Origin of the sequence: Cellulosilyticum sp. I15G10I2, from assembly GCF_900095725.1 — a bacterium.
Classification (GTDB): Bacteria; Bacillota; Clostridia; order Lachnospirales; family Cellulosilyticaceae; genus FMMP01.
This window is the reverse complement of record NZ_FMMP01000009.1, coordinates 211,907-232,267: the sequence shown is the minus strand read 5'-3', so window position 1 is coordinate 232,267 and position 20,361 is coordinate 211,907. Positions and strand designations below refer to the sequence as shown.

Sequence of the window (20,361 nt, the reverse complement as noted above, 5' to 3'; positions counted from 1 at the left end):
TAGTTGCATCCACAACTATTTTTATTGTATAATACTCATAGTTGTGGATGCAACTATTTTGTGTGGAGGTGATTTAATGAACGGGTGTGATAAATCCGTAGGAAGATACATATCTATTCTTTATCGTCGCGCGCAATCCTATATATCAAGTCAAATGAAGGCTTATAATATAGGCAGCGGCCAATACATTTTTCTGTTTATTTTATATGAACGTGATGGAATCAGTCAGGAAGAATTATCACAAAAGCTTATGATAGATAAGGGAACTACAGCAAGAGCTATCGACAAACTAGAGAAAGCTGGCTACGTGATGCGGAGAAAAAATCCTGAGGATCGAAGAGCATATAATATATTTATTACAGATAAGGCAAGAGAAATACAGCCTGTGCTTCATAAGATGCTGGCTTCATGGACAGATATTTTAGTATCTGATTTAAGTGAAGAAGAGAGAGCGATGCTTTATAGAATTATGGAAAAAATGGTTAACAGCACAATGGCTTATATGAAAGAAAATTGATGAAGTTATATTTAGAAATAAAGGGGGCGATCAGGTGGAGAGAAATGATAGGCTTGAAAATGAAAAGATGACCAAGCTACTTATCAATTTATCATTACCAGCTACAATAGGGATGCTGGTTAATGCATTGTATAATATCGTAGATACTATTTTTATCGGAAGAGGGATTGGCTATCTTGCTATAGGTGGACTGACGATTGCATTTCCTGTACAGATGATGGTTATGGCTATTGCGCAGATGATAGGGATTGGTGCAGCTTCTATTATTTCAAGGGACTTAGGAGCTAAAGATATTGAGAAAGCTGATCATGTAGCAGGCAATTCATTTTTAGCAGTGGGTATACTTGGTATACTTATATGTGTTTTAGGACTTATTTTTATAGATCCTTTATTAAGACTTTTTGGGGCTACTGATGTATTACTGCCTTATGCAAAAGAATATTTACAAGTTATTTTAATCGGAAGCATTTACTTTCCCTTTGCAATGTCTACTAATAATCTTATTCGTGCAGAAGGCAATGCAAAAGCAGCTATGTTTTCGATGTTAGTGGGTACTATTTTAAATATTATATTGGATTATATATTTATTTTCCCATTAAATATGGGGATTCGTGGAGCTGCTTTGGCTACCATCTTATCCCAATTAGCTTCTGTTATCTATATATTGTTTTATCTTTATGGCGGGAAAAGTACTCTAAAAGTAAAATTACATCATTTAAAACCAGATTGGACAATTCTTAGAGAAACTATGGCAGTTGGCTTTCCTTCTTTTGCCAGACAGGCTGCAGGCAGTATTATAGCGATCATACTCAACAACTCTCTTGCCTTTTACGGCGGGGATCTAGCGATATCTGTATACGGCGTTGTCAATCGTATCATTATGTTCTTATTCATGCCGCTGTTTGGGATTGTCCAAGGGATGCAGCCTATTGCAGGTTATAATTATGGGGCTAAGCGCATAGACAGGGTAAAAGAAGTATTGAAGTTATCCATTATTGCTACAACCGTATTTGCAGTATTTAGTACTTTGATTGGGCAGGTCTTTCCTGGCTTTATTATAGGGATGTTTGATAATGACCCAGAACTCATTGAAAATGGTACTTATGCACTGCGGATAGTTATTGCTATGGTACCTGTTATAGGGGTGCAAGTTATAGGGGCTTCTTTATTTCAATCTCTTGGGAAAGCCATGCCTTCATTATTATTAACACTCTCAAGACAAGTTATCTTTTTTATTCCTCTTGTCCTTATTCTACCAAGAATTTATGGACTAGGATTATTAGGAATATGGATTTCATTTCCAATAGCAGACTTTTTGTCTACAATCTATACAGTAGTACTCCTAAAGAAGGAAATGAGGATTCTGGACACTCAAGTACAGTAATTTGCTATGCACGATGAAATAGAAAACTTAGAAATCTAATAGTGAAGTATTTTTATGTCTCCCAGACTTTGTTGAGCTAGGGAGGCTTTTTTATACTTAATCTTTATACTTTATTTATATCAGTCCAGGAAACATTAACACAATCTTAACGTCGAAAAGAGTAGAATAGTAGCATACGAAAATTTTAAGGTAGGTGAAAATATGTCTATACTGCTAATTGTTAGCTTGCTGATTCCCGTTATTGGTGTGGGGTATCTTATGATAAAGCTGGATAAGTTTTTAGAAAAAGGTGGATTTGTAACGGAGGATGATAAAATATGTCCCTTTGCGATTGTATTAGGAGAAACTGACCTCGCAAAACAAATGACCGAGCTTTTGGAGAAAAACGGAATTTCTGTTTTAGTTTTAGCAGAACCGTTTTTGCTGGAGAAGGAAAAGAGTTTTCAGTATATATTTGCATTATCAGAAAGTGATGTTGATAATATAGTGTTATGCAAAGCAGGAAAAAAATTGTTTAACATAGAAAAAATGATCAGTCTTTGCAATGACCAAAGAAATGAGAACATATTTCGAAGCGAAAAAATCAGATATCTTTTAGGTGAACACATAACAGCACAGATACTTTATCAAATTATACTACAAGAGTCAGAGGTGCATGGTGAATAAGTACATAAGAATGCTAAAAGTATTAAATTATCCTCAAATGATTGCCCTAGGTTATTTTCTTATTATTATGCTGGGTGCATTGCTATTATGTTTACCGATAGCAAGCCGGAGTAATGTCTCTGTTGGATTTATTGATGCGCTCTTTACATCTACCTCAGCGGCCTGTGTAACCGGCCTCGTTGTTTTTGATACATATACTCAGTGGTCGCTATTTGGACAGATGGTTATCTTATTTCTGATACAAGTAGGTGGTTTGGGCTTTATGACAATTATTACAATGTTCTCTTTTTTCCTAAAAAGAAAAATAGGGCTTAGAGAAAGAGGGTTGTTACGGGAAAGTATGAATACTCTGTATATTGGGGGGATTGTACGTTTAGTTAGAAAAATATTGATTGGCACTTTATTATTTGAGGGCTTTGGAGCCATACTATTATCAATAAGATTTATACCAAAGATGGGACTTATAGAAGGGATCTATAAAGGTATTTTTCATTCAGTTTCTGCATTTTGCAACGCTGGATTCGATTTGATGGGTAAAACAGAAAAATATTCATCTCTTACACATTTTTCAGATGATATCATTGTGAACTTAACGATTATTATGTTAATTATTTCTGGGGGAATTGGATTCTTCGTGTGGGAAGATATAACGAAAAACAAACATCACTTTAAAAGGTATCAATTACATACGAAGATTGTTTTAGCAATGACGTTAATGCTTATAGTGGCAGGGACAATAAGCTTTTATATTTTTGAAAGGTCTAATATTCTTGCAGAAATGCCGATGGATGAGAAATTGATAGTATCTCTTTTTGGGGCTGTGACCCCAAGAACAGCAGGCTTTAATACTGTGGATACGGCAGCACTTACTCCGGCAACCAAGCTTTTGACCATGATATTAATGTTCATCGGCGGAAGCCCTGGATCTACTGCAGGGGGGATTAAGACGACTACTTTCGCAGTTATTTTAATTTCACTATGGTCAAGTCTTCGTCATACAAAGAGTGATAATATATTTGGACGAAGATTGGAAGATAATGCACTAAAGAGAGCATCAGCGGTGGTAAGCGTCAATCTCATTCTTACACTCAGTGCTACATTTCTAATTATTGCAACTAATGCGTCTTTTTCTCTTGGTGATGTACTATTTGAGGTAGTATCTGCAATTGGTACTGTTGGCCTTTCAACTGGCATTACAGGCACCTTAAATACTTTTGCACAAGTCATTATCATTTTATTAATGTATTGCGGAAGAGTGGGCAGTCTTTCATTTGCACTGCTATTTACTGAACATAGAACACCGTCATTTGTTCAAAGTCCGACAGAAAAAATAAATATAGGATAGGAGTATTAATATGAAATCCATTTTAGTAATAGGAATTGGCAGGTTTGGAAGACATCTTAGTCGTAAGTTGATTGAACTTGGAAATGAGGTTATGATAGTTGATAAAGATGAAGAAAATCTCGTTGAGTTGTTACCCATTGCGACAAGTGCACAGATAGGTGATTGTACGAAGGAAGAAGTTCTGCGTTCATTGGGTATCAGTAATTTTGATTTATGTTTTGTGTGTATAGGAAGCAGTTTTCAAAGTAGCTTAGAGATTACAAGCTTACTTAAGGAATTAGGTGCAAAGTACGTTATCAGTAAAGCCAGTCGTGATATTCATGTTAAATTTTTACTGAAAAATGGCGCTGATGAGGTTGCAGATCCGCAGCGTTATTTAGCTGAAAAACTGGCAACACGTTATAGTGCAAATAATATATTTGATTATTTTGAGCTCACAAAAGATGTGGGTATCTATGAAATACCACCAGTAGAGAGTTGGATTGGAAAAAGTATCAAAGAAGTTAATTTTAGAGTAAGGTATCATATTAGTATTCTCGCAACCAAAGTGGGTGACAAGATTCAGCCGCTGCCATCGGCAGATCATATCTTTAAGGCACATGAACATCTTATGGTTATGGGACACCAAAGTGATATTGAAAAGATTTTAAAGAAACTGAGTTAAAAGTATAGTAAAATATCCTAGGGAGGTGACAAGATGAAGAAAAAAGATTATTTAAGCCTAGTATTAATACTACTCGCTACAACTTTTAGTTCCATCGTTCTTAAGCAATTAGGCTTGGGCAAAGAAAATATTCTTATGATTTTTATGATCGGAGTCTTGTCAATCACTGCTTTTACAAAAGGCTATTGGTTAGGGCTTATGGCAGCTTGCGTTAGTGTAATTATATTCAACTACTTTTTCACAGAGCCGTTGCACACCTTTATTATTAATAGTGTAAACGATATGGCTCTGATGTTGTTTTTTCTTATAGCATCGATGATATCTTCAAGTTTGACAGCAAGATTTTGGCGACAACTGCTTATTTCCAAAAGAAATGAGCAAACGGCAAAGCTGCTGCATGAGATAGCTCACGGCTTTTTAAATGTAACGAGTGAAGACAATATCATTCACCACGGGATCAGATATATCAAAGAACACATAGGCTATGACAGTGTAGTTGAACTAGCTGAAAGCAGCCGGATCTACCCGCATGATTCTTTTGTCTCTCAGGAAGACAAAAGGATTACAGAGCTTCCCATAACGGGAATTGCTAAAAGAATTGGAACACTGAGATTATATGTTAAAAATGAAGATCTGAATATGGAGCAGGCGTGGCTTGTCAATGCTGTAGCTGCACAAATGGGAATTGCCTTAGACCGTGAGTATATCTATAATGAACGAGAAAATACCCGAATCGCAATGGAACGAGAACATTTAAAAAGTAATCTTTTGCGAAGTATTGGTCACGATTTACGTACTCCGCTTGCCGGTATTGCCGGTGCAAGCAGTTATATTGTTCAGCGCGCTCGGAGTTTGGATGGCGAAAGTATCGAGCGTTTAGCAAGAGATATCAACGAGCAAGCAGAGTGGCTGACAACTTTGGTAGAAAATATACTAAATATGACTAGAATTGATAATGATAAGTTAGAGGTTAATAAACAAATTGAAGTCATTGATGATGTTGTCAGTGAGGCAGTTACCCATATTGTAGGACTAGGCAAAAGACCTTTTAAGATCACTCTGCCTAAAGAGGTAGTCGCAGTGCCTATGGACGGTAAAATGATTGTCCAAGTCTTAGTCAATCTGCTAGATAATGCGGTTAAGCATACCTCAAGAAACTGTCCTATTGAACTGATAGTAAGTCAAAAGGAGCTCTATGTGGAATTTAATGTTGCTGATGGCGGAATGGGAACCGGGAGTGATACTTCAAAACTGTTTGACGCCTTTGTGACTAGCGGGAAAACTGGAGCTGATGGAAAAAAAGGCATTGGTCTGGGACTTGCAATCTGCAAAGCTGTTGTTAAAGCGCACGGAGGTAGTATTACCACTGGGACATCACATCTTGGAGGTGCGCTATTTACATTTACACTGCCCTATACGGAGGTAGAATGATGGAAGAAAATATCACAGTATTAATCGTCGAGGATGATAAATACATTATGTCTTTAACAACCATGTACTTAAAGGACGAAGGCTATAAAACTGTTGAGGCAGTTACTGGAAAAGAAGCTATTTCGTTGTTTTATGTAAATAAACCCGATATTATCCTGTTAGACCTAGGCTTGCCGGATATGGATGGTATGGAGGTCATTAAACAGATTAGAGAAAAAAGTAATGCTCCTATTATTGTTGTTTCAGCACGGGAAGAAGAAAGTGAGAAGATCAGGGCTCTTGATCTAGGAGCTGATGACTATATGACAAAGCCTTTTCATATGGGTGAACTGCTTGCCAGGATAAGAGTTTCACAACGCAAGCTGAGTAGTATAGCGAACCCGACCAATATAGAAACCTTTATCTGTGACTATTTGACGGTGGATTATACAAAAGGACTTGTGTTTGTTGATGGTGAAGAAGTGCACTTAACACCTATGGAATATAAGCTTCTTAGGCTGTTAATTAACAATAGAGGAAAAGTGCTTACGCACAACTATATTCTCAATCAGATTTGGGGATATAGCGAATCAAACGATGCCAAAAGTCTTCGTGTATTTATGGCCAGCCTGCGCCGTAAAATTGAACGTGATACGACAAGTCATCGATTTATCCGTACCCAAGTTGGAGTTGGGTATCGCTTCGTAGAGAAATAAAAATATCCCATCTGATCACTTATTGCATAATAAGAATTGATTAGGTGGGGCATTTTTTATATAATGAGACATTTATGAATTAATAAAGTAGATGAGTGGGTGGATAAACGCTTGCTGTAAAATAGTGGTGGCTTGACAGGGGAGATCTGAACTGATATGCTAACTTTATGACGACAACGTCGTCGGAATTCTGTTTTGTAAACAATTGTTTATAGGAGGAGTCGCTATGAAAATTACATTTTTAACATTAGGCACTAGAGGAGACGTACAGCCTTACGTCGCACTTGCTAAAGAGCTTATAAAAAATGGGCATAAGGCGATGATATGTACAGGAACATCTTTTAAACATTTTATAGAAGGTAATGGCGTAGATTTTCATGAAGCAACAGCTGATTTAATGGCTATTTTAGAAAGTGAAGAAGGAAAGCAAATTTTTAATGGGGGCAAGGTTAATATCTTTAAAATGTTAAAGTTTGCAAAAGAAGTTATAACGCCGGCCTATAGGAAAAGCATGGATGACTTTTTTGTGGCCTCAAAAGGATCAGACCTTATAGTCTATCATCCTAAAGCACTTGCTGCCGTAGATATTTCGGAATACTTGAATATTCCTTGTATGTGTATGCCACCAGTTCCAATCATGTATCCGATCACTGAATTTCCAAACTTTGCAGTATCAGCCAATAAAAATTTTGGGCCCCTTTTAAATAAGCTTACTTATAAGGTTATTTCACTAAGTGAATCATCCTATATAAAAGATATCAATGACTTTAGAAAAAAATCATTGCAGCTTCCAAAGCGAAAGATGGGTGAATATACATTTAAAATAAAAGATAAAGCTATTCCGATCATTTATCCTATTAGCCCATTTCTTTTTAAGGAAGTGAAGAGTTGGAAAGATCACGTGTTTCTTTCGGGATTTTTCTTCTTAGATGTAAGTGAAGATAAACTAGATCAAGCATTAGAAAATTTCTTGGAAAGCGGTAAAAAACCAATTGTTATATCTTTTAGTAGCATGCCTCTTAAAAATCCAGTAGTATTTAAGGAGAAACTTCTTAAAGCTTTGAATGAAACTGGGAATAGAGCCGTGATTTTAACGGGAACAAGTGGTATGACTTTTGAAGGAGAAGAAAATGTTTTTGTAGCAGACAAAGCGCCCCATAGGCTTCTATTTAACAAAGCTAAAGGTATCATTCATCATGGCGGGGTAGGCACAATGGCTGAAGCACTTCTAAGCGGTGTTCCGCAGCTTATTATCCCCTTTACTGTTGACCAGCCATTTTGGGCAAACAGAATGTATCAGCAGGATTACGCTATAAAGCCATTAAGAGAAAAAAACCTTGAAACATCAGATCTCGTTAAGGCCCTTAAAGCAATGGAGGATGTAAAATATATAGAAAATGCTAAGTTTATTAAAAATGTCATAGAGTCTGAAAAAGGACTTGAGAAAGCGGTTGCATATATAGAAAAATTTAGGGGGTGACGACTTGCCAAAGCAAACATTTTATAATCTTACAGAGGAAAAACAAGAACAAATTATTAATGCTGCAATAAGCGAGTTTGCAAATTTTACTTTTAACGAAGTAAAAATTTCAGATATTATAAATAAAGCTAAAATTCCTAGAAGCAGTTTTTATGATTACTTTCTAGATAAAGAAGATTTATACAAATATATTATCTTTATTATTAAAGAAGAAAAAATGAGATTTATGGCACCTGTTTTGGAGATACAAGAAGATAAGTTCTTTGAAAGACTTAAAGGTATCTTTGAAGCAGGTGCCAAGTTCGCAGCTTTGAGACCTGAATATGAAAGGCTTGCTCAGAAAATGTATGAAAATATAGAGGTCATTAAGAAAATATTTAAAGAAGGAGAGACTGATGTCTCAAGTTTTTATGAGTCGATGCTCATAGATGGGATAAAAAGCGGAGAGATAAGACGGGATATTGATGTTAAGTTCGTAGCTAAATCTATCTATATTTTGTCTTCTCAGCTTATGATGGAAGCATATGAAGAAAAGCAAGAAGATCTGAGTAGATGTATAGAAGAAATAACTAATAAAATGATAGATTTCATAAAGGTCGGCATATCCAGATAAGTTTTATTCTCTTTAAGCAAAGCTGATTGATTTATAAGTTTAGTAGTGATAAATGTCATGATCTGATGATAAAGAGATTTTTCATATTCCAGCGCACCAGTTCTCAGTATAGTGTTTAGCTAATGAGTAATGTGAATTGCTCATGGCATTATTAAGAATTCCTATACCAAGAAGAACCTTCTCAGTTGAGAAGGTTCTTCTTGGTATTATTTCGTATGTGCTTGATAGACTTTTTCTATAAAGGCAGCATCTAAGGTTTCAAAAGATTCAATTATAATGGCAGCTTCCTTCAAGTTTTGATCACCAGAATCAGGATTATAAAACCCAATGCAAGGAATGCCTGCTGCTTGAGCTGCCCTTACTCCATTTGTAGAATCTTCGATAATGATACACTCAGAAGGAGTTAGCTCAAGTTCTTCAACGGCCTTGAAAAATACATCAGGAGCTGGTTTGGGGTGCGGTACATCGGCTCCGCTTACAATTTTATGAAAATAAGGATAAATCCCCAATGCTTTTGTCACACGAATAATATATGCGTATGGTGACGAAGAAGCTACGGCGAGTTGGTAGCCGGCGGCATGCAAACTGCGTATAAGCGCAGGTATGCCAGGAATAACTTCAAAGCCATCACTTTCAATTAAGAAGTCCTTCTTTGTATTATATTCTTTTATAAATTCTTCGTTAGCGCATAATGAAGAATTTTTAGATCGAATATCTTCGAGTATTTTTTCTTGCGTAGATCCAATATAGTTTTTATAGATTTCATATGGATAAACAATGTTATATTTCTCTAGAGCTAAACAATAAGCTTTGTAGTGCATTGGCTCAGAATTCACAAGAACGCCATCCATATCAAAAATAATTCCCTTTAACATATGGTTCTCCCTAGTTTTCTATTAATTTTAATTTCATCTTATTATCCTACTTTTTTATCAAATCGTCAATAAATCTACAATGTTTGATCTCAATAGCGTAGATATCTATAAGATAGCAATAAGTTTACTAAAATTTAAGTATAAAGTTTAGTTATTGGTGATTTAATAACTTCTATATTTCTATTAATTTAGACATATACATAATAGATAATAAGTAAATCAAAGTTAATAATAAAGAAAAAGATAAAAATAAATATAGGAAAAATATACAATATAGTATGTAAAATTAGTGATAATATATAAAAAATAAATATAAAGCATTGACTAAAAATGAAGAGAGTTGTATAATGAATTTAATAATAAATAGAAAATTTGATAAAATGGTTTTAAATGGATACTAAATAAAAACTAAATAATAACTAAATAATAACTAAAAATATGCTAAATATATTAAGGGGGTATTCATATAAAGTATAGTATTTATTTTAGAATACAAGATTTTTCACCCCTCTAATCCCATAATGTTTGCTATAAAAATAGTATAGGATTAGAGGGGTAAAAAAATCTGTAGATATAATTTTTAAAACTTTGCAATTAGAAGCTGCTAAGTTTTAGGATAGGTCAAAACACTTATATCCAAGGGGGAAATACTATGAAAAAAGCAACAAAAAAAGTTTGGGCATTATTATCTTGCATGGTAATAGCACTTTCAATTACAGCGTGTGGGTCGCTTGATAATGCAGCTAGCACATCAACAGAACCAGCAACTGTAGAGACTACAAAATCAGAAACAACAAAATCTGAAGAAGCAAAAACTGAAACAGAAAAGAAAAGTTATAAAATCGCAGTTGTTCCTAAGTTAACAAGTATCGCATGGTTTCAAAGGATGGAAGTTGGCGTAAATGAGTATGCTAAAGAAAAAGGTGTAGATGCTTTTTATACAGGCCCATCACAAGGAGATGGAGCACTTCAAGCACAGGCTGTTGAGGATTTAATTTCACAAGGGGTTGATGCTATTTGTGTGGTTCCTTTCTCAACAGAGTCATTAGAGCCAGTTCTTAAAAAAGCGAGAGACGCTGGTATCGTAGTTATTGCTCATGAAGCAGCTAATATGCAAAATATTGATTATGATATTGAAGCGTTTAATAATGAAGAATATGGCAGACATTTCATGACAAGACTTGGTGAATTAACAGGCGGAAAAGGTGAGTATATATTAACAGTAGGTGGCTTGACCTCAGCTTCACACAACCAATGGGTTGATGCAGCGAAAAAATTACAGGAAGAAAAATTCCCAGGTATGTCACAATATGGTGATAAGATTGAGACAGCTGATGATCAATCAATATCTTATAATAAAGTCAAAGAAGTTTTAACAGCTAATCCAAATATCGCAGCTATTCAAGGTTCTGCTATGCCAGATGTTGCGGGTGCAGCTTTAGCCGTAGAAGAATTAGGATTAGCCGGAAAAGTTAAAATTGCTGGTACTTCTCTTGTATCTGTTGCAGGAAAATATGTTAAAAATGGAACTATTGATACTATTTCATTTTGGGATCCAGCGTTAGCCGGAAAAGCAATGATTGAGCTTGCGATTAAAGTTTTAGATGGTGAAAAAATCGAAACAGGCATGAACTTAGGTATTACAGGTTATGATAATTTAACCTTAGAGAACAAAGTACTTACAGGTCAAGCGTGGATTGATGTTAATAAAGACAATGTTGATGACCCGGCATATGATTTTTAATACGTAGTTCAATCTTGTTGTATAGGTGCGAACCTCATGAAGATGCCAACTCTAGAGGAATCTTAGTGAGGTTCGTATTTTTAGAACAATAGAAGGAGGGCGGATGAAAATGAATGAGGTATTTCTAAAGCTAGAAGGTATTAAGAAGTCATTTGGTGGTGTGGAGGCACTAAAGGGTGTAGATTTAGAAGTGAAAAAAGGGGAAATACATTGTTTAGCTGGTGAAAATGGCTGTGGAAAGTCAACACTTATTAAGGTTATTTCGGGTGCTCATGAAGCAACACAAGGAAGTATTTATATTGAAGGTAAAAAAATAGATCATCTTGACCCGATTGATGCCATACGCTTAGGCATTCAAGTTATATATCAAGACTTTGCTGTTTTCCCCAATTTATCAGTTGCTGAAAATATTGCAATGAATAGAGCCTTGATGACAGGAACTAAGAGGATGAATTGGAAGAAAGCAAAAGAACTTGCGATTCATGCTATGGAACAAATAGGTGCGCATATGGATCCTGGTATTTTAGTAGAAAGATTATCAGTAGCTAATAAGCAAATGGTAGCAATATGCAGGGCAATAATAAATGATGCAAAGCTCTTAATATTAGATGAACCTACTACGGCCTTAACTGCAAAAGAAGTTGATAAATTAAATATTATTATCAGAAGATTAAAAGACAAAGGTATTGCTGTGGTGATAGTAAATCATAAATTAGATGAAATTTATGGTATTGCAGATAAGTTGACGATTCTTCGTAATGGTGAAAATGTTGCAAATGGGGCAATAGGTGAGTTTGATAGGATGAGATTTATTAAAAGTTTAACAGGTAGGGATATTGTTGAAACTACATATAGGCCGGAAGGGTCAATAGAAGAAATTCTAAAAGTAGAGCATTATACAAGACAAGGTGCTTTTGAGGATGTAAGTTTTGTACTTAATAAAGGGGATGTACTAGGAATCACAGGGCTTTTGGGTTCGGGGCGTGGTGAGATAGGAGATGCGCTTTTTGGTCTTGCACCAGCTGAATCTGGAAGAATCTTTTTAAATGGGAAAGAAATTAGCATTAAATCAATAGAAGATGCTATGAAGCATAAGATTGGTTATGTACCTGAGGATAGATTAACACAAGGTTTATTTTTAGATCGATCTATTCAAGATAATACAGTGGCAGCATCCATTAGAAAGTATCTGATAAAGGGTAAATTGGATCATGCCAAAATGTATGAGGTTACTCGGAAGTGGATTAAGAAGATTGGCTGTATTGCACCTTCACCAGCACCCAACATTCGAACATTATCTGGGGGAAATGCTCAGAAGATGGTTATTGCAAAATGGTTAAATACAGAGCCGAAGCTTTTAGTACTAAATGGTCCGACAGTAGGGGTTGATGTTGGCTCCAAATCTGATATTCATAAGATTTTACATGAACTTGTTAAAGAAGGGGTAGGCGTTATTATTATTTCTGATGATCTGCCAGAACTGATCCATAATTGCAATAAAATTATGATTATGAAGAGCGGCAAGACCTCTGGAATGTTTGATGCAGAGGCACTTGACGAAACTGCATTAACAGATTTGTTAAGTGGTAAGAAGGAGGCCGATAATGAATAATAAAATAAGAAATCTACTGACCACAAATGAAATAATTGTTGCTTATATTATTATAGGGTTATCTATACTTATTGGCTGCGTTAATGCAGCGTTCTTTGGTGTGCCAACCTTAGTAAGTCTATCCCGGTCTATGCTTGTAATACTTATATTTGCAATTTGTGAGATGGTAGTCATTATATCTGGGGGGATTGATGTTTCTTTTCCGGCTATAGCTTGTATTTCCCTTTATGCTACGATTAGATTTATGCTTGTAGCAGGTATTGACAGTCCATTATTTGCATTTGTAATGGCAGCGGTGATAGGTATTTTATTTGGTGCTCTCAATGCTTATTTGATAGCTAAAATGAAAATGCCGCCGCTAATTGCTACATTAGGTGTGAGTAGTGTAGTGAGCGGCGGAACATTAGCTTTCCTTGGAACAAAGGAAATCTCTAATATTCCAGATAATGTTGATAAACTTTCACAAGTCTTTATATTTACTTATACCAACACTCAGGGTATTAGATATTCACTTACAATATTATTTATAATTCCTGTTGTTGTTTGTATAGGAGCTTATATTATTTTGAAGTACACGATGTTGGGCCGGGGCATTTATGCAATTGGTGGAGATAAAAATGCAGCTAGAATTGCTGGCTTTAATGTAACTAAAATTCAATTTATTGTTTATATGACAGTTGGGTGCTTGGCTGGTATAGGTGGAATTACTTATATGATTCTTATGAGACAAGCAAGTCCTCAAGTGCTTATGGGAAGTGAAATGATGGTTATTGCAGCTGTAGTTATAGGGGGAACAAGAATTACAGGAGGTCATGGCTCTGTTCTTGGAACTATTTTAGGTGTAGGGTTAATCACACTTGTAAGAAATAACTTGATCATGCTTGGGGTTCCTACTCATTTCCAAACATTAGTAGTTGGTTTAATCATTGTAATTGGCACATCTATTACATCACTGCGCGCTAAGAAAATTGCTAATAGTGCAAAGGTTTAAGGAGGGAAATGAAAATGGATAAACTAAAAACATCCTTAAAAAACACAGATAAAAATACAGTTGCTTTACTTGGAATTGCTATACTCATTTTTATAATTATGGGGATCTTGGCACCAAAATCTTTTCTAAGTATTAAAAATCTGCAGGGGATGTGTGTTCAATTTCCAGAGTTTGGCATACTTGCTTTTGGCATGATGCTGGCTATGATTTCAGGCGGCATTGATTTATCTCTTGTAGGCATTGCAAACTTAGCTGGCATTATTGCTTCGGCATTGATGATCCGAATGGGAGGGAGCAATCTTTCAATCGCGATAGGTATTTTAGCTGCAATCATTGTAGGAGGGCTTTGTGGTGTATTCAATGGCTTTTTGATAGGCTATCTGCAGATACCAGCGATGTTGGTTACACTTGGAGGACTGCAACTCTATACAGGGCTTGGGCTTGCTATTACAAAAGGGCCGGCACTTACAGGTTTGCCATCTGCATTTAACTTGATAGCTAATGGAACGATACTCAATATTCCAGTCGCACTTATTATATTTATTATTGCAGCAATTAGTATAGGCTTTTTACTAAAATCTACTGTTTATGGTCAGCATGTATGTTTTATGGGTACTAATGCAACAGCTGCTAGATACTCGGGTATCAATAACCTAAAGGTTACAATTTATACATATGGTATATCCGGCATTCTGGGAGGCGTCGCAGGTATTTTGATAGCATCTCATTATAATTCAGCTAAATCTGATTATGGTTCTAGTTATACACTTCTAACATTGCTTATTGTAGTACTGGGTGGTATTAATCCGGATGGCGGACGGGGAAAAGTAATTGGTGTTACATTAGCTGTTATTGTATTGCAGTTAGTATCTAGTGCTTTTAATATCTTAAGAGTCAATGCGTTTATTAAAACATTTGTATGGGGAATCATTTTAATTGCTGTTATGGTAGGAACGCTTTTAGCAGAAAAAAATAAATTTAAAAGTTAGGTGGGATTAATATGAGAAAGATTCAAGCAAAACCAATAAGTGCAGAAAATTTTAAGTCATATGGAAGCTTTTATAGTATAACTCATCCGACAGGGCATAATTTGGGAGATTTTTATCATGATCATGTACTATTTCCAGTATCAGGGGATATGCCTATAGCCTTTTCGGCTTTAGTTTCAAAAAAGCCAGAGAAGATGATCGTTACTGCAGCTGAATATCATAATACTACAGCTGAAGGCGTACTGCCATTAGATGCTGATGTTATTTTACATGTTGCACCACCATCAAATAAACCAGTACCAGAATTAACAGAAGCTTTTATTGTACCAATGGGAACAATGGTTAAACTAAATACTGGCGTGTGGCATTTAGCAGCTCTGCCTATTGATAAAGAAGAAGTACATGTACTTATTGTACTTCCAGAACGAATCTATTTTAATGATTGCACGATAGTTGAGTATGCGACAGAAGACCAAATTGAAATTGAACTGTAATGACTGTTATAAAAACATTAAATTTAGGAGGTAAATAATATGAAAAAAGTAATTAACAAACCAGAGGATTATGTAAAAGAAATGTTAGAAGGACTATACATAGCTCATCCAGATCTCATTACCTATACAGCTGGTGATGTACGTTGTCTAGTATCTGTTAATAAAAAAGAAGGCAAAGTAGGTATCGCGACAGGTGGAGGTTCAGGACATTTACCATTATTTTTGGGCTATGTAGGTAAAGGAATGTTGGATGGATGTTCTGTAGGGGATGTATTCCAATCACCGAGTGCAGAACAAATGTTAGCTGTTACAAAAGAAATTGATTCTGGAGCTGGAGTATTATACATCTATGGCAACTACAATGGAGATATTTTCAACTTTGATATGGCAGCTGAAATGGCAGATTTTGAAGAAGATATCCGGGTTGAAAGTGTTGTAGCGGGTGAAGATGTTGCTTCGGCAGGACCAGCAGCAGAAGGTGAAAAAAATACCAGAAGAGGCGTTGCAGGTATTATCTTTGTTTATAAATGTGCAGGGGCAGCTGCTGACGCCATGATGAGTTTAGACGAGGTAAAACGTATAGCTGAAAAAGCAGCACTTAATGTAAGAACGATGGGTGTAGCCTTAACCCCTTGTATCGTACCTAGGGTTGGCACACCGGGTTTCTCGATTGGTGAAGATGAAATGGAAATTGGTATGGGGATTCATGGTGAAACAGGTATTAGACGAGGTAAATTAGAATCAGCTGACAAAATAGTGGATGAAATGTTAGACAAAATAGTTGCGGATATTCCATATGTATCTGGTGATGAAGTGGCTGTTCTTGTAAATGGACTTGGGGCAACGCCGCTGGATGAACAATATATTGTAACTAGAAGAATTAATGCTTCTTTAAAGGAAAAGGGTATCAAGGTGCACCGCTATTATGTTGGCGAATATGCTACCTCTCTTGAAATGGCAGGATTTTCGATTTCATTACTAAAATTAGATGATGAATTAAGAGGATTACTTGATGCACCAGCACAAACACCTTTCTTTGTACAAATGTAAGGAGGTTGTATATTATGAATAATACTTATTTGATTAAACTTTTAAAAGAAATGCAAGATATTATGTGTGAACATAGAGATTATTTAATTAAACTAGATAGTGTAGTAGGAGACGGTGATTTAGGTCTTACTATGAGCGATGGATTTACTGCGGCTTATAAGAAAGTTGTAGAGAGCGGCGAAACAGATGCAGGTAGATTGCTTTATAATGCAGGAAAGGCAATGTCAACTGCTGTTCCATCGACAATGGGGACGCTGATGGCCTCTGGCCTGATGCAAGCTGGTAAAGTTTTAAAAGGAAAATCAGAACTAGAGCCAGCAGATATTGTGACTATTTTTGAGGCTTACCTAGAGGGGGTTGCCAATAGAGGTAAAGCAAAAATAGGCGATAAGACATTCATTGATGGCCTTGAACCAGCAGTAAGGGCACTAAGATTGGCGTTAGAATATGGAGAGACACTTGAGATGGCGGCAACAAAAGCGAGGGAAGCTGCAGAAGAAGGATTTGAACATACCACAACTATGATTGCTGTACATGGCAGAGCCGCCACGAGAGGTGAAGCATCCAGAGCGCTTCAAGACCCAGGAGCAGCAGTTGCAGTGCTGATGATGAGAGCCTTTGAAACAAGTATCTCTTAAAAGCATTGTTCAGGATATTTAAACATGGTATAATTATGCTAAGAATGTAGTAATTATTAGGAAGTTGGAAAGGATTGATAAACATTGACAATAAAGGAAATAGCGAATATTGCTGGCGTTTCTCCTACGGCAGTTTCTCTTGTATTAAATAACAAAAAGGGTGTAGGAAAAGAAACTCGCAAACAGATCTTAGATCTACTAGATCAATATCACTATCCTCTTCCTAAAAAAGCAGGTACTGTACCTAAAAATATATTATTTTTAAAATATATAAAACATGGTATGATTGTGGAAGAAAATGCAGGATTTATTTCTGCTATTATGGATTCTATTGAGAATGATTGTCGCAGTCAAGGCTATAATTTAAGTATTGTTATTTCGGAAAATCGCTTAGAGGAGACCCTCCAAGATATTGATTATACCGCTTTCCATGGGTTAATACTGCTTGGAACTGAACTGGATTTCTTTTCTTATCCTCTTTTAGAAAAAATACCAATTCCATATATTGTTGTTGATAATGTAATGCCTAATTTTCACTGTAATGCTATTGCAATAAGCAATCATGAAATTGTTTACCATGCTTTATCACATCTTGCTTCGCTTGGGCATAAGGATATTGCGTATTTTCGTAGTAATATAAGTATCCAAAACTTCGATGAGCGTGCTATTAGTTTTGAAGAATCTGCAAAACAATTAAATCTAAGTTTTGATATTTCGAATAAATTTTTATTAACGCCAACATTACTTGGAGCATATGAGAGTATGAAAAATTATCTAAGCCGAGGCTTGAGATTGCCGAGGTGTGCTTTTGCAGATAACGATACTATAGCTATTGGTGCGATGAAAGCTCTAAATGAATTTAAATATAAAATACCCCATGATATTGCTGTAATTGGATTTGATGATATACATTTTTCTGCTATTAATTCGCCATCACTTTCAACAATGAGTGTGCCAAAAAAATTAATGGGCTCTTTGGCATTGAGACATCTCCATGCGACTATCGAAGATGCCTCTTTTCAAAATGTTAAAACACGTATTGGTGGGACGATTGTCATTCGTCACAGTACGCATATTATTTAATAAATAATAAGTTGAAAAAAGCTAATACAACGACTGGTTGTATTAGCTTTTTTTATGAAATAGGAAAGTGCGTCTTGCTTGCAAGGGACCAAACTTTCCTGTTTCACAAGCGTGTGCGTTTTTTGCACACTTTCTTGTGTGGTGTGGCAACATACAAAGGTTCCTGGCACCACAGTTTTTTGGTTGTTAAAGTTTAATATCTTTCATCTTGACGTCTAATTTTGAGGCTAAAGCGCTTAAACTTGAAATACTATCAGAGATATTTTGGATGTTTTTAGCTTGAGCGTTCATTTGTGAGGAAACTTCTAGGGCATCATTGGTATTTTCATCTGCAATATGGGTTAAGTGCTGCACTGCATCTGAAACTACAGTTGTGCTTGCAACCATTTCTTCCGTAGCACCATAGACATTTTGAACTTTATCAGAAATTTGCTCCACATCGGTGACGATGGCATCAAATTCATCATTTACGCTGCTGATTAGATTTTGTTCTTCATCAATACGCATAGAAGTAGAGGATACATATTTTGAAACATTACTGATCGTATCTTGAACAGAATGAATAAGTTTTGCAATATCTTGAGATTGAAGGGCTGAACTTTCGGCGAGTTTTCTTACCTCCTCTGCAACAACTGCAAAGCCACGGCCAGATTCACCAGCACGGGCAGCTTCGATAGAGGCATTAAGGGCGAGAAGATTAGTCTGACCAGCTATACCAACCATAGTATCTACAATGTCTGTAATCTGATTTGAAAGCATTTCAAGCGTAGAGACACTTGCGTTTGTCTCCTTCATATCATCAATCATAGTGAGCGTATGGCGCTGCACTTCTTCGATACTATCTTGGCCCCTCTTGACCCTTTGGACAGTTGTATAGACGTTCTCGTTGACGCTTTGAGCACTTATTGCTACGGTTTCAACAGCTTGCTGGACCTCGTAGATTCTAGCAGAAATATTTTCGGTTGAAGAAGACTGTTCTTTAATTCTATCTACAGTGCGGCGAAGTCGTTCTTGAATAGTTTGGGTGCTGTTTGTGATACTAATCATAATCTGGGCATATTCATGGCCGCTGTTTGAAAGTATATGGGTAACATCAGAGACATTTTTAAGAAAGTCACCAATTGAATCCAACATTTTGTTGGTATCTTGTGCCAACAGGCCTACCTCGTTTTGGCTTGATATTTCCACACGTTTAGTGAGATCTCCTTTAAAATCTGAAAGCTCATTCATTTTTTTAACCAGAGCATCTATATCTTTAGTAGAATGCTTGACAGTAGCCATTGTAGCAAATCTTATAACTGAAATAAGTATCCCTAAAAAAGCAAGTATTGATAGGATAATGCCTAAAATAATCTGAGAAAAAATAGCTGTTTTAAGGCCAATGACCATTACAGTAGGATGTGAAACACTATTAGTTAATGGAATGTATAGGTCAAGGGTTGATTCAAGTTTTGATAGACTCATATTGTGATCAGAATAAGTAAATTGATTTGAATGAGTTGCATCTATTAACCCCTCTGGTGTATGTATCAGAGTGCCCTTAGGCGTTACAGCTGTCTTAGATTCATAGCCTGCTATATATAACCAAGTATTCTCATGTTTGCTGGCAATATAAATAGTAGGAACAAAGTTATTAATATGTTGATAATAGCTGTCAATCTGAGATTTTATTTTTTCGACATTTTTTGTATCCACGGTATCTTTAAAATAGGTATCCAGCATTTCTGAATTGACATTTTGAGACAGGACATTTCCTAAGACATTTAAACCGAATTTTCCTACAGATTTTGCTGTATGGAGCGTTAGGGAGACTAGTGTAAAGCCTACTATCGTTATAATAATAACAATAGATAAAGTAATTCTGTCTGTAATTTGATTGCGTAAGCGTTTGGGTTTAGCCATATACATCACTCCTAAAGTATAGTTTGTTTGAGTCAGTTTCTTTGCTATTAATTTAAATGTATTCTGAGTTTTACATAAATTATGTTATATTATATAAAGGAGACATGGAGTATTTATGAAGATGTATTTTTATCCATTTTGAGAGGTTTTTAATTAAATTATTGGTATTACTGTGTCAATTTGCTATA

Annotated in this window: 19 protein-coding genes; 17 read left to right on the top strand and 2 right to left on the bottom strand. The window is 35.8% G+C overall.

Annotated elements, in window-relative coordinates:
• The first annotated feature begins 76 nt into the window (after positions 1-76).
• From BN3326_RS09675 to BN3326_RS09635, 9 genes are all read left to right on the top strand, one after another.
• Positions 77-517, top strand: a complete 441-nt coding sequence (locus BN3326_RS09675; protein WP_069998988.1) for a MarR family winged helix-turn-helix transcriptional regulator — start codon at positions 77-79, stop codon at positions 515-517.
• 34 nt (positions 518-551) lie between these two features.
• Entirely contained in the window at positions 552-1,901 is a 1,350-nt protein-coding gene (locus BN3326_RS09670) for an MATE family efflux transporter (protein ID WP_242875979.1), read from the top strand.
• 201 nt (positions 1,902-2,102) lie between these two features.
• Positions 2,103-2,567, top strand: a complete 465-nt coding sequence (locus tag BN3326_RS09665) for a potassium channel family protein (RefSeq protein WP_069998987.1) — start codon at positions 2,103-2,105, stop codon at positions 2,565-2,567.
• Positions 2,568-2,577: 10 nt separating this feature from the next.
• The gene (locus tag BN3326_RS09660) at positions 2,578-3,912 is read left to right on the top strand and encodes a TrkH family potassium uptake protein (RefSeq protein WP_083258664.1); all 1,335 of its coding nucleotides are present in this window, start codon (positions 2,578-2,580) and stop codon (positions 3,910-3,912) included.
• A gap of 10 nt (positions 3,913-3,922) precedes the next feature.
• Positions 3,923-4,576 carry a potassium channel family protein gene (locus tag BN3326_RS09655; RefSeq protein ID WP_069998985.1) on the top strand — a complete coding sequence of 218 codons (654 nt, stop codon included), beginning with the start codon at positions 3,923-3,925 and terminating at the stop codon, positions 4,574-4,576.
• Between the two features lie 33 nt (positions 4,577-4,609).
• Positions 4,610-6,007 carry a sensor histidine kinase gene (locus BN3326_RS09650; protein WP_069998984.1) on the top strand — a complete coding sequence of 466 codons (1,398 nt, stop codon included), beginning with the start codon at positions 4,610-4,612 and terminating at the stop codon, positions 6,005-6,007.
• A complete protein-coding gene (locus tag BN3326_RS09645; protein WP_069998983.1) occupies positions 6,007-6,702 on the top strand; it encodes a response regulator in 696 nt (231 codons plus the stop codon). Before BN3326_RS09650 ends, BN3326_RS09645 begins: the two co-directional genes overlap by 1 nt.
• Before the next feature lie 226 nt (positions 6,703-6,928).
• Entirely contained in the window at positions 6,929-8,182 is a 1,254-nt protein-coding gene (locus BN3326_RS09640; RefSeq protein ID WP_069998982.1) for a glycosyltransferase, read from the top strand.
• A gap of 4 nt (positions 8,183-8,186) precedes the next feature.
• Complete coding sequence (locus tag BN3326_RS09635) at positions 8,187-8,795, top strand: TetR/AcrR family transcriptional regulator (RefSeq protein ID WP_069998981.1); 609 nt, start codon at positions 8,187-8,189, stop codon at positions 8,793-8,795.
• A 206-nt stretch (positions 8,796-9,001) separates the two neighbouring features.
• On the opposite strand, the gene BN3326_RS09630 is transcribed toward BN3326_RS09635, so the two are convergent.
• Complete coding sequence (locus BN3326_RS09630) at positions 9,002-9,670, bottom strand: HAD family hydrolase (RefSeq protein WP_069998980.1); 669 nt, start codon at positions 9,668-9,670, stop codon at positions 9,002-9,004.
• Positions 9,671-10,322: 652 nt separating this feature from the next.
• Here BN3326_RS09630 and BN3326_RS09625 point away from each other — a divergent pair.
• The 8 genes from BN3326_RS09625 to BN3326_RS09590 all read left to right on the top strand — a co-directional run bounded on the left by BN3326_RS09625 (position 10,323) and on the right by BN3326_RS09590 (position 18,271).
• Positions 10,323-11,414 carry an autoinducer 2 ABC transporter substrate-binding protein gene (locus BN3326_RS09625; protein ID WP_069998979.1) on the top strand — a complete coding sequence of 364 codons (1,092 nt, stop codon included), beginning with the start codon at positions 10,323-10,325 and terminating at the stop codon, positions 11,412-11,414.
• A gap of 103 nt (positions 11,415-11,517) precedes the next feature.
• Complete coding sequence (locus BN3326_RS09620) at positions 11,518-13,026, top strand: sugar ABC transporter ATP-binding protein (RefSeq protein WP_242875978.1); 1,509 nt, start codon at positions 11,518-11,520, stop codon at positions 13,024-13,026.
• Positions 13,019-14,017 carry an ABC transporter permease gene (locus BN3326_RS09615; RefSeq protein ID WP_069998977.1) on the top strand — a complete coding sequence of 333 codons (999 nt, stop codon included), beginning with the start codon at positions 13,019-13,021 and terminating at the stop codon, positions 14,015-14,017. The genes BN3326_RS09620 and BN3326_RS09615 overlap by 8 nt, the downstream gene beginning before the upstream one ends.
• A gap of 14 nt (positions 14,018-14,031) precedes the next feature.
• A complete protein-coding gene (locus tag BN3326_RS09610; RefSeq protein ID WP_069998976.1) occupies positions 14,032-15,006 on the top strand; it encodes an ABC transporter permease in 975 nt (324 codons plus the stop codon).
• A gap of 11 nt (positions 15,007-15,017) precedes the next feature.
• Complete coding sequence (locus tag BN3326_RS09605; protein WP_069998975.1) at positions 15,018-15,500, top strand: ureidoglycolate lyase; 483 nt, start codon at positions 15,018-15,020, stop codon at positions 15,498-15,500.
• A gap of 39 nt (positions 15,501-15,539) precedes the next feature.
• Positions 15,540-16,550 (top strand): dihydroxyacetone kinase subunit DhaK, encoded by a 1,011-nt coding sequence (locus BN3326_RS09600; RefSeq protein WP_069998974.1) that lies wholly within the window; start codon positions 15,540-15,542, stop codon positions 16,548-16,550.
• A 14-nt stretch (positions 16,551-16,564) separates the two neighbouring features.
• Positions 16,565-17,188 carry a dihydroxyacetone kinase subunit DhaL gene (dhaL, locus tag BN3326_RS09595; RefSeq protein ID WP_069998973.1) on the top strand — a complete coding sequence of 208 codons (624 nt, stop codon included), beginning with the start codon at positions 16,565-16,567 and terminating at the stop codon, positions 17,186-17,188.
• A gap of 84 nt (positions 17,189-17,272) precedes the next feature.
• Positions 17,273-18,271 (top strand): LacI family DNA-binding transcriptional regulator, encoded by a 999-nt coding sequence (locus tag BN3326_RS09590; protein ID WP_069998972.1) that lies wholly within the window; start codon positions 17,273-17,275, stop codon positions 18,269-18,271.
• Between the two features lie 186 nt (positions 18,272-18,457).
• Here the strand turns inward: BN3326_RS09590 and BN3326_RS09585 are convergent, their stop codons facing one another.
• Positions 18,458-20,173: a methyl-accepting chemotaxis protein gene (locus BN3326_RS09585; RefSeq protein ID WP_069998971.1), complete on the bottom strand. Its 1,716-nt coding sequence runs from the start codon at positions 20,171-20,173 to the stop codon at positions 18,458-18,460.
• Between the last annotated feature and the right edge of the window lie 188 nt (positions 20,174-20,361).

Coding starts and splice junctions, on each gene's coding strand:
- BN3326_RS09675 (WP_069998988.1), top strand. CDS start 77: ATGAACGGGTGTGATAAATCCGTAGGAAGATACATATCTATTCTTTAT.
- BN3326_RS09665 (WP_069998987.1), top strand. CDS start 2,103: ATGTCTATACTGCTAATTGTTAGCTTGCTGATTCCCGTTATTGGTGTG.
- BN3326_RS09660 (WP_083258664.1), top strand. CDS start 2,578: ATGCTAAAAGTATTAAATTATCCTCAAATGATTGCCCTAGGTTATTTT.
- BN3326_RS09655 (WP_069998985.1), top strand. CDS start 3,923: ATGAAATCCATTTTAGTAATAGGAATTGGCAGGTTTGGAAGACATCTT.
- BN3326_RS09650 (WP_069998984.1), top strand. CDS start 4,610: ATGAAGAAAAAAGATTATTTAAGCCTAGTATTAATACTACTCGCTACA.
- BN3326_RS09645 (WP_069998983.1), top strand. CDS start 6,007: ATGGAAGAAAATATCACAGTATTAATCGTCGAGGATGATAAATACATT.
- BN3326_RS09640 (WP_069998982.1), top strand. CDS start 6,929: ATGAAAATTACATTTTTAACATTAGGCACTAGAGGAGACGTACAGCCT.
- BN3326_RS09630 (WP_069998980.1), bottom strand. CDS start 9,670: ATGTTAAAGGGAATTATTTTTGATATGGATGGCGTTCTTGTGAATTCT.
- BN3326_RS09625 (WP_069998979.1), top strand. CDS start 10,323: ATGAAAAAAGCAACAAAAAAAGTTTGGGCATTATTATCTTGCATGGTA.
- BN3326_RS09620 (WP_242875978.1), top strand. CDS start 11,518: ATGAAAATGAATGAGGTATTTCTAAAGCTAGAAGGTATTAAGAAGTCA.
- BN3326_RS09615 (WP_069998977.1), top strand. CDS start 13,019: ATGAATAATAAAATAAGAAATCTACTGACCACAAATGAAATAATTGTT.
- BN3326_RS09610 (WP_069998976.1), top strand. CDS start 14,032: ATGGATAAACTAAAAACATCCTTAAAAAACACAGATAAAAATACAGTT.
- BN3326_RS09605 (WP_069998975.1), top strand. CDS start 15,018: ATGAGAAAGATTCAAGCAAAACCAATAAGTGCAGAAAATTTTAAGTCA.
- BN3326_RS09600 (WP_069998974.1), top strand. CDS start 15,540: ATGAAAAAAGTAATTAACAAACCAGAGGATTATGTAAAAGAAATGTTA.
- dhaL (WP_069998973.1), top strand. CDS start 16,565: ATGAATAATACTTATTTGATTAAACTTTTAAAAGAAATGCAAGATATT.
- BN3326_RS09585 (WP_069998971.1), bottom strand. CDS start 20,173: ATGGCTAAACCCAAACGCTTACGCAATCAAATTACAGACAGAATTACT.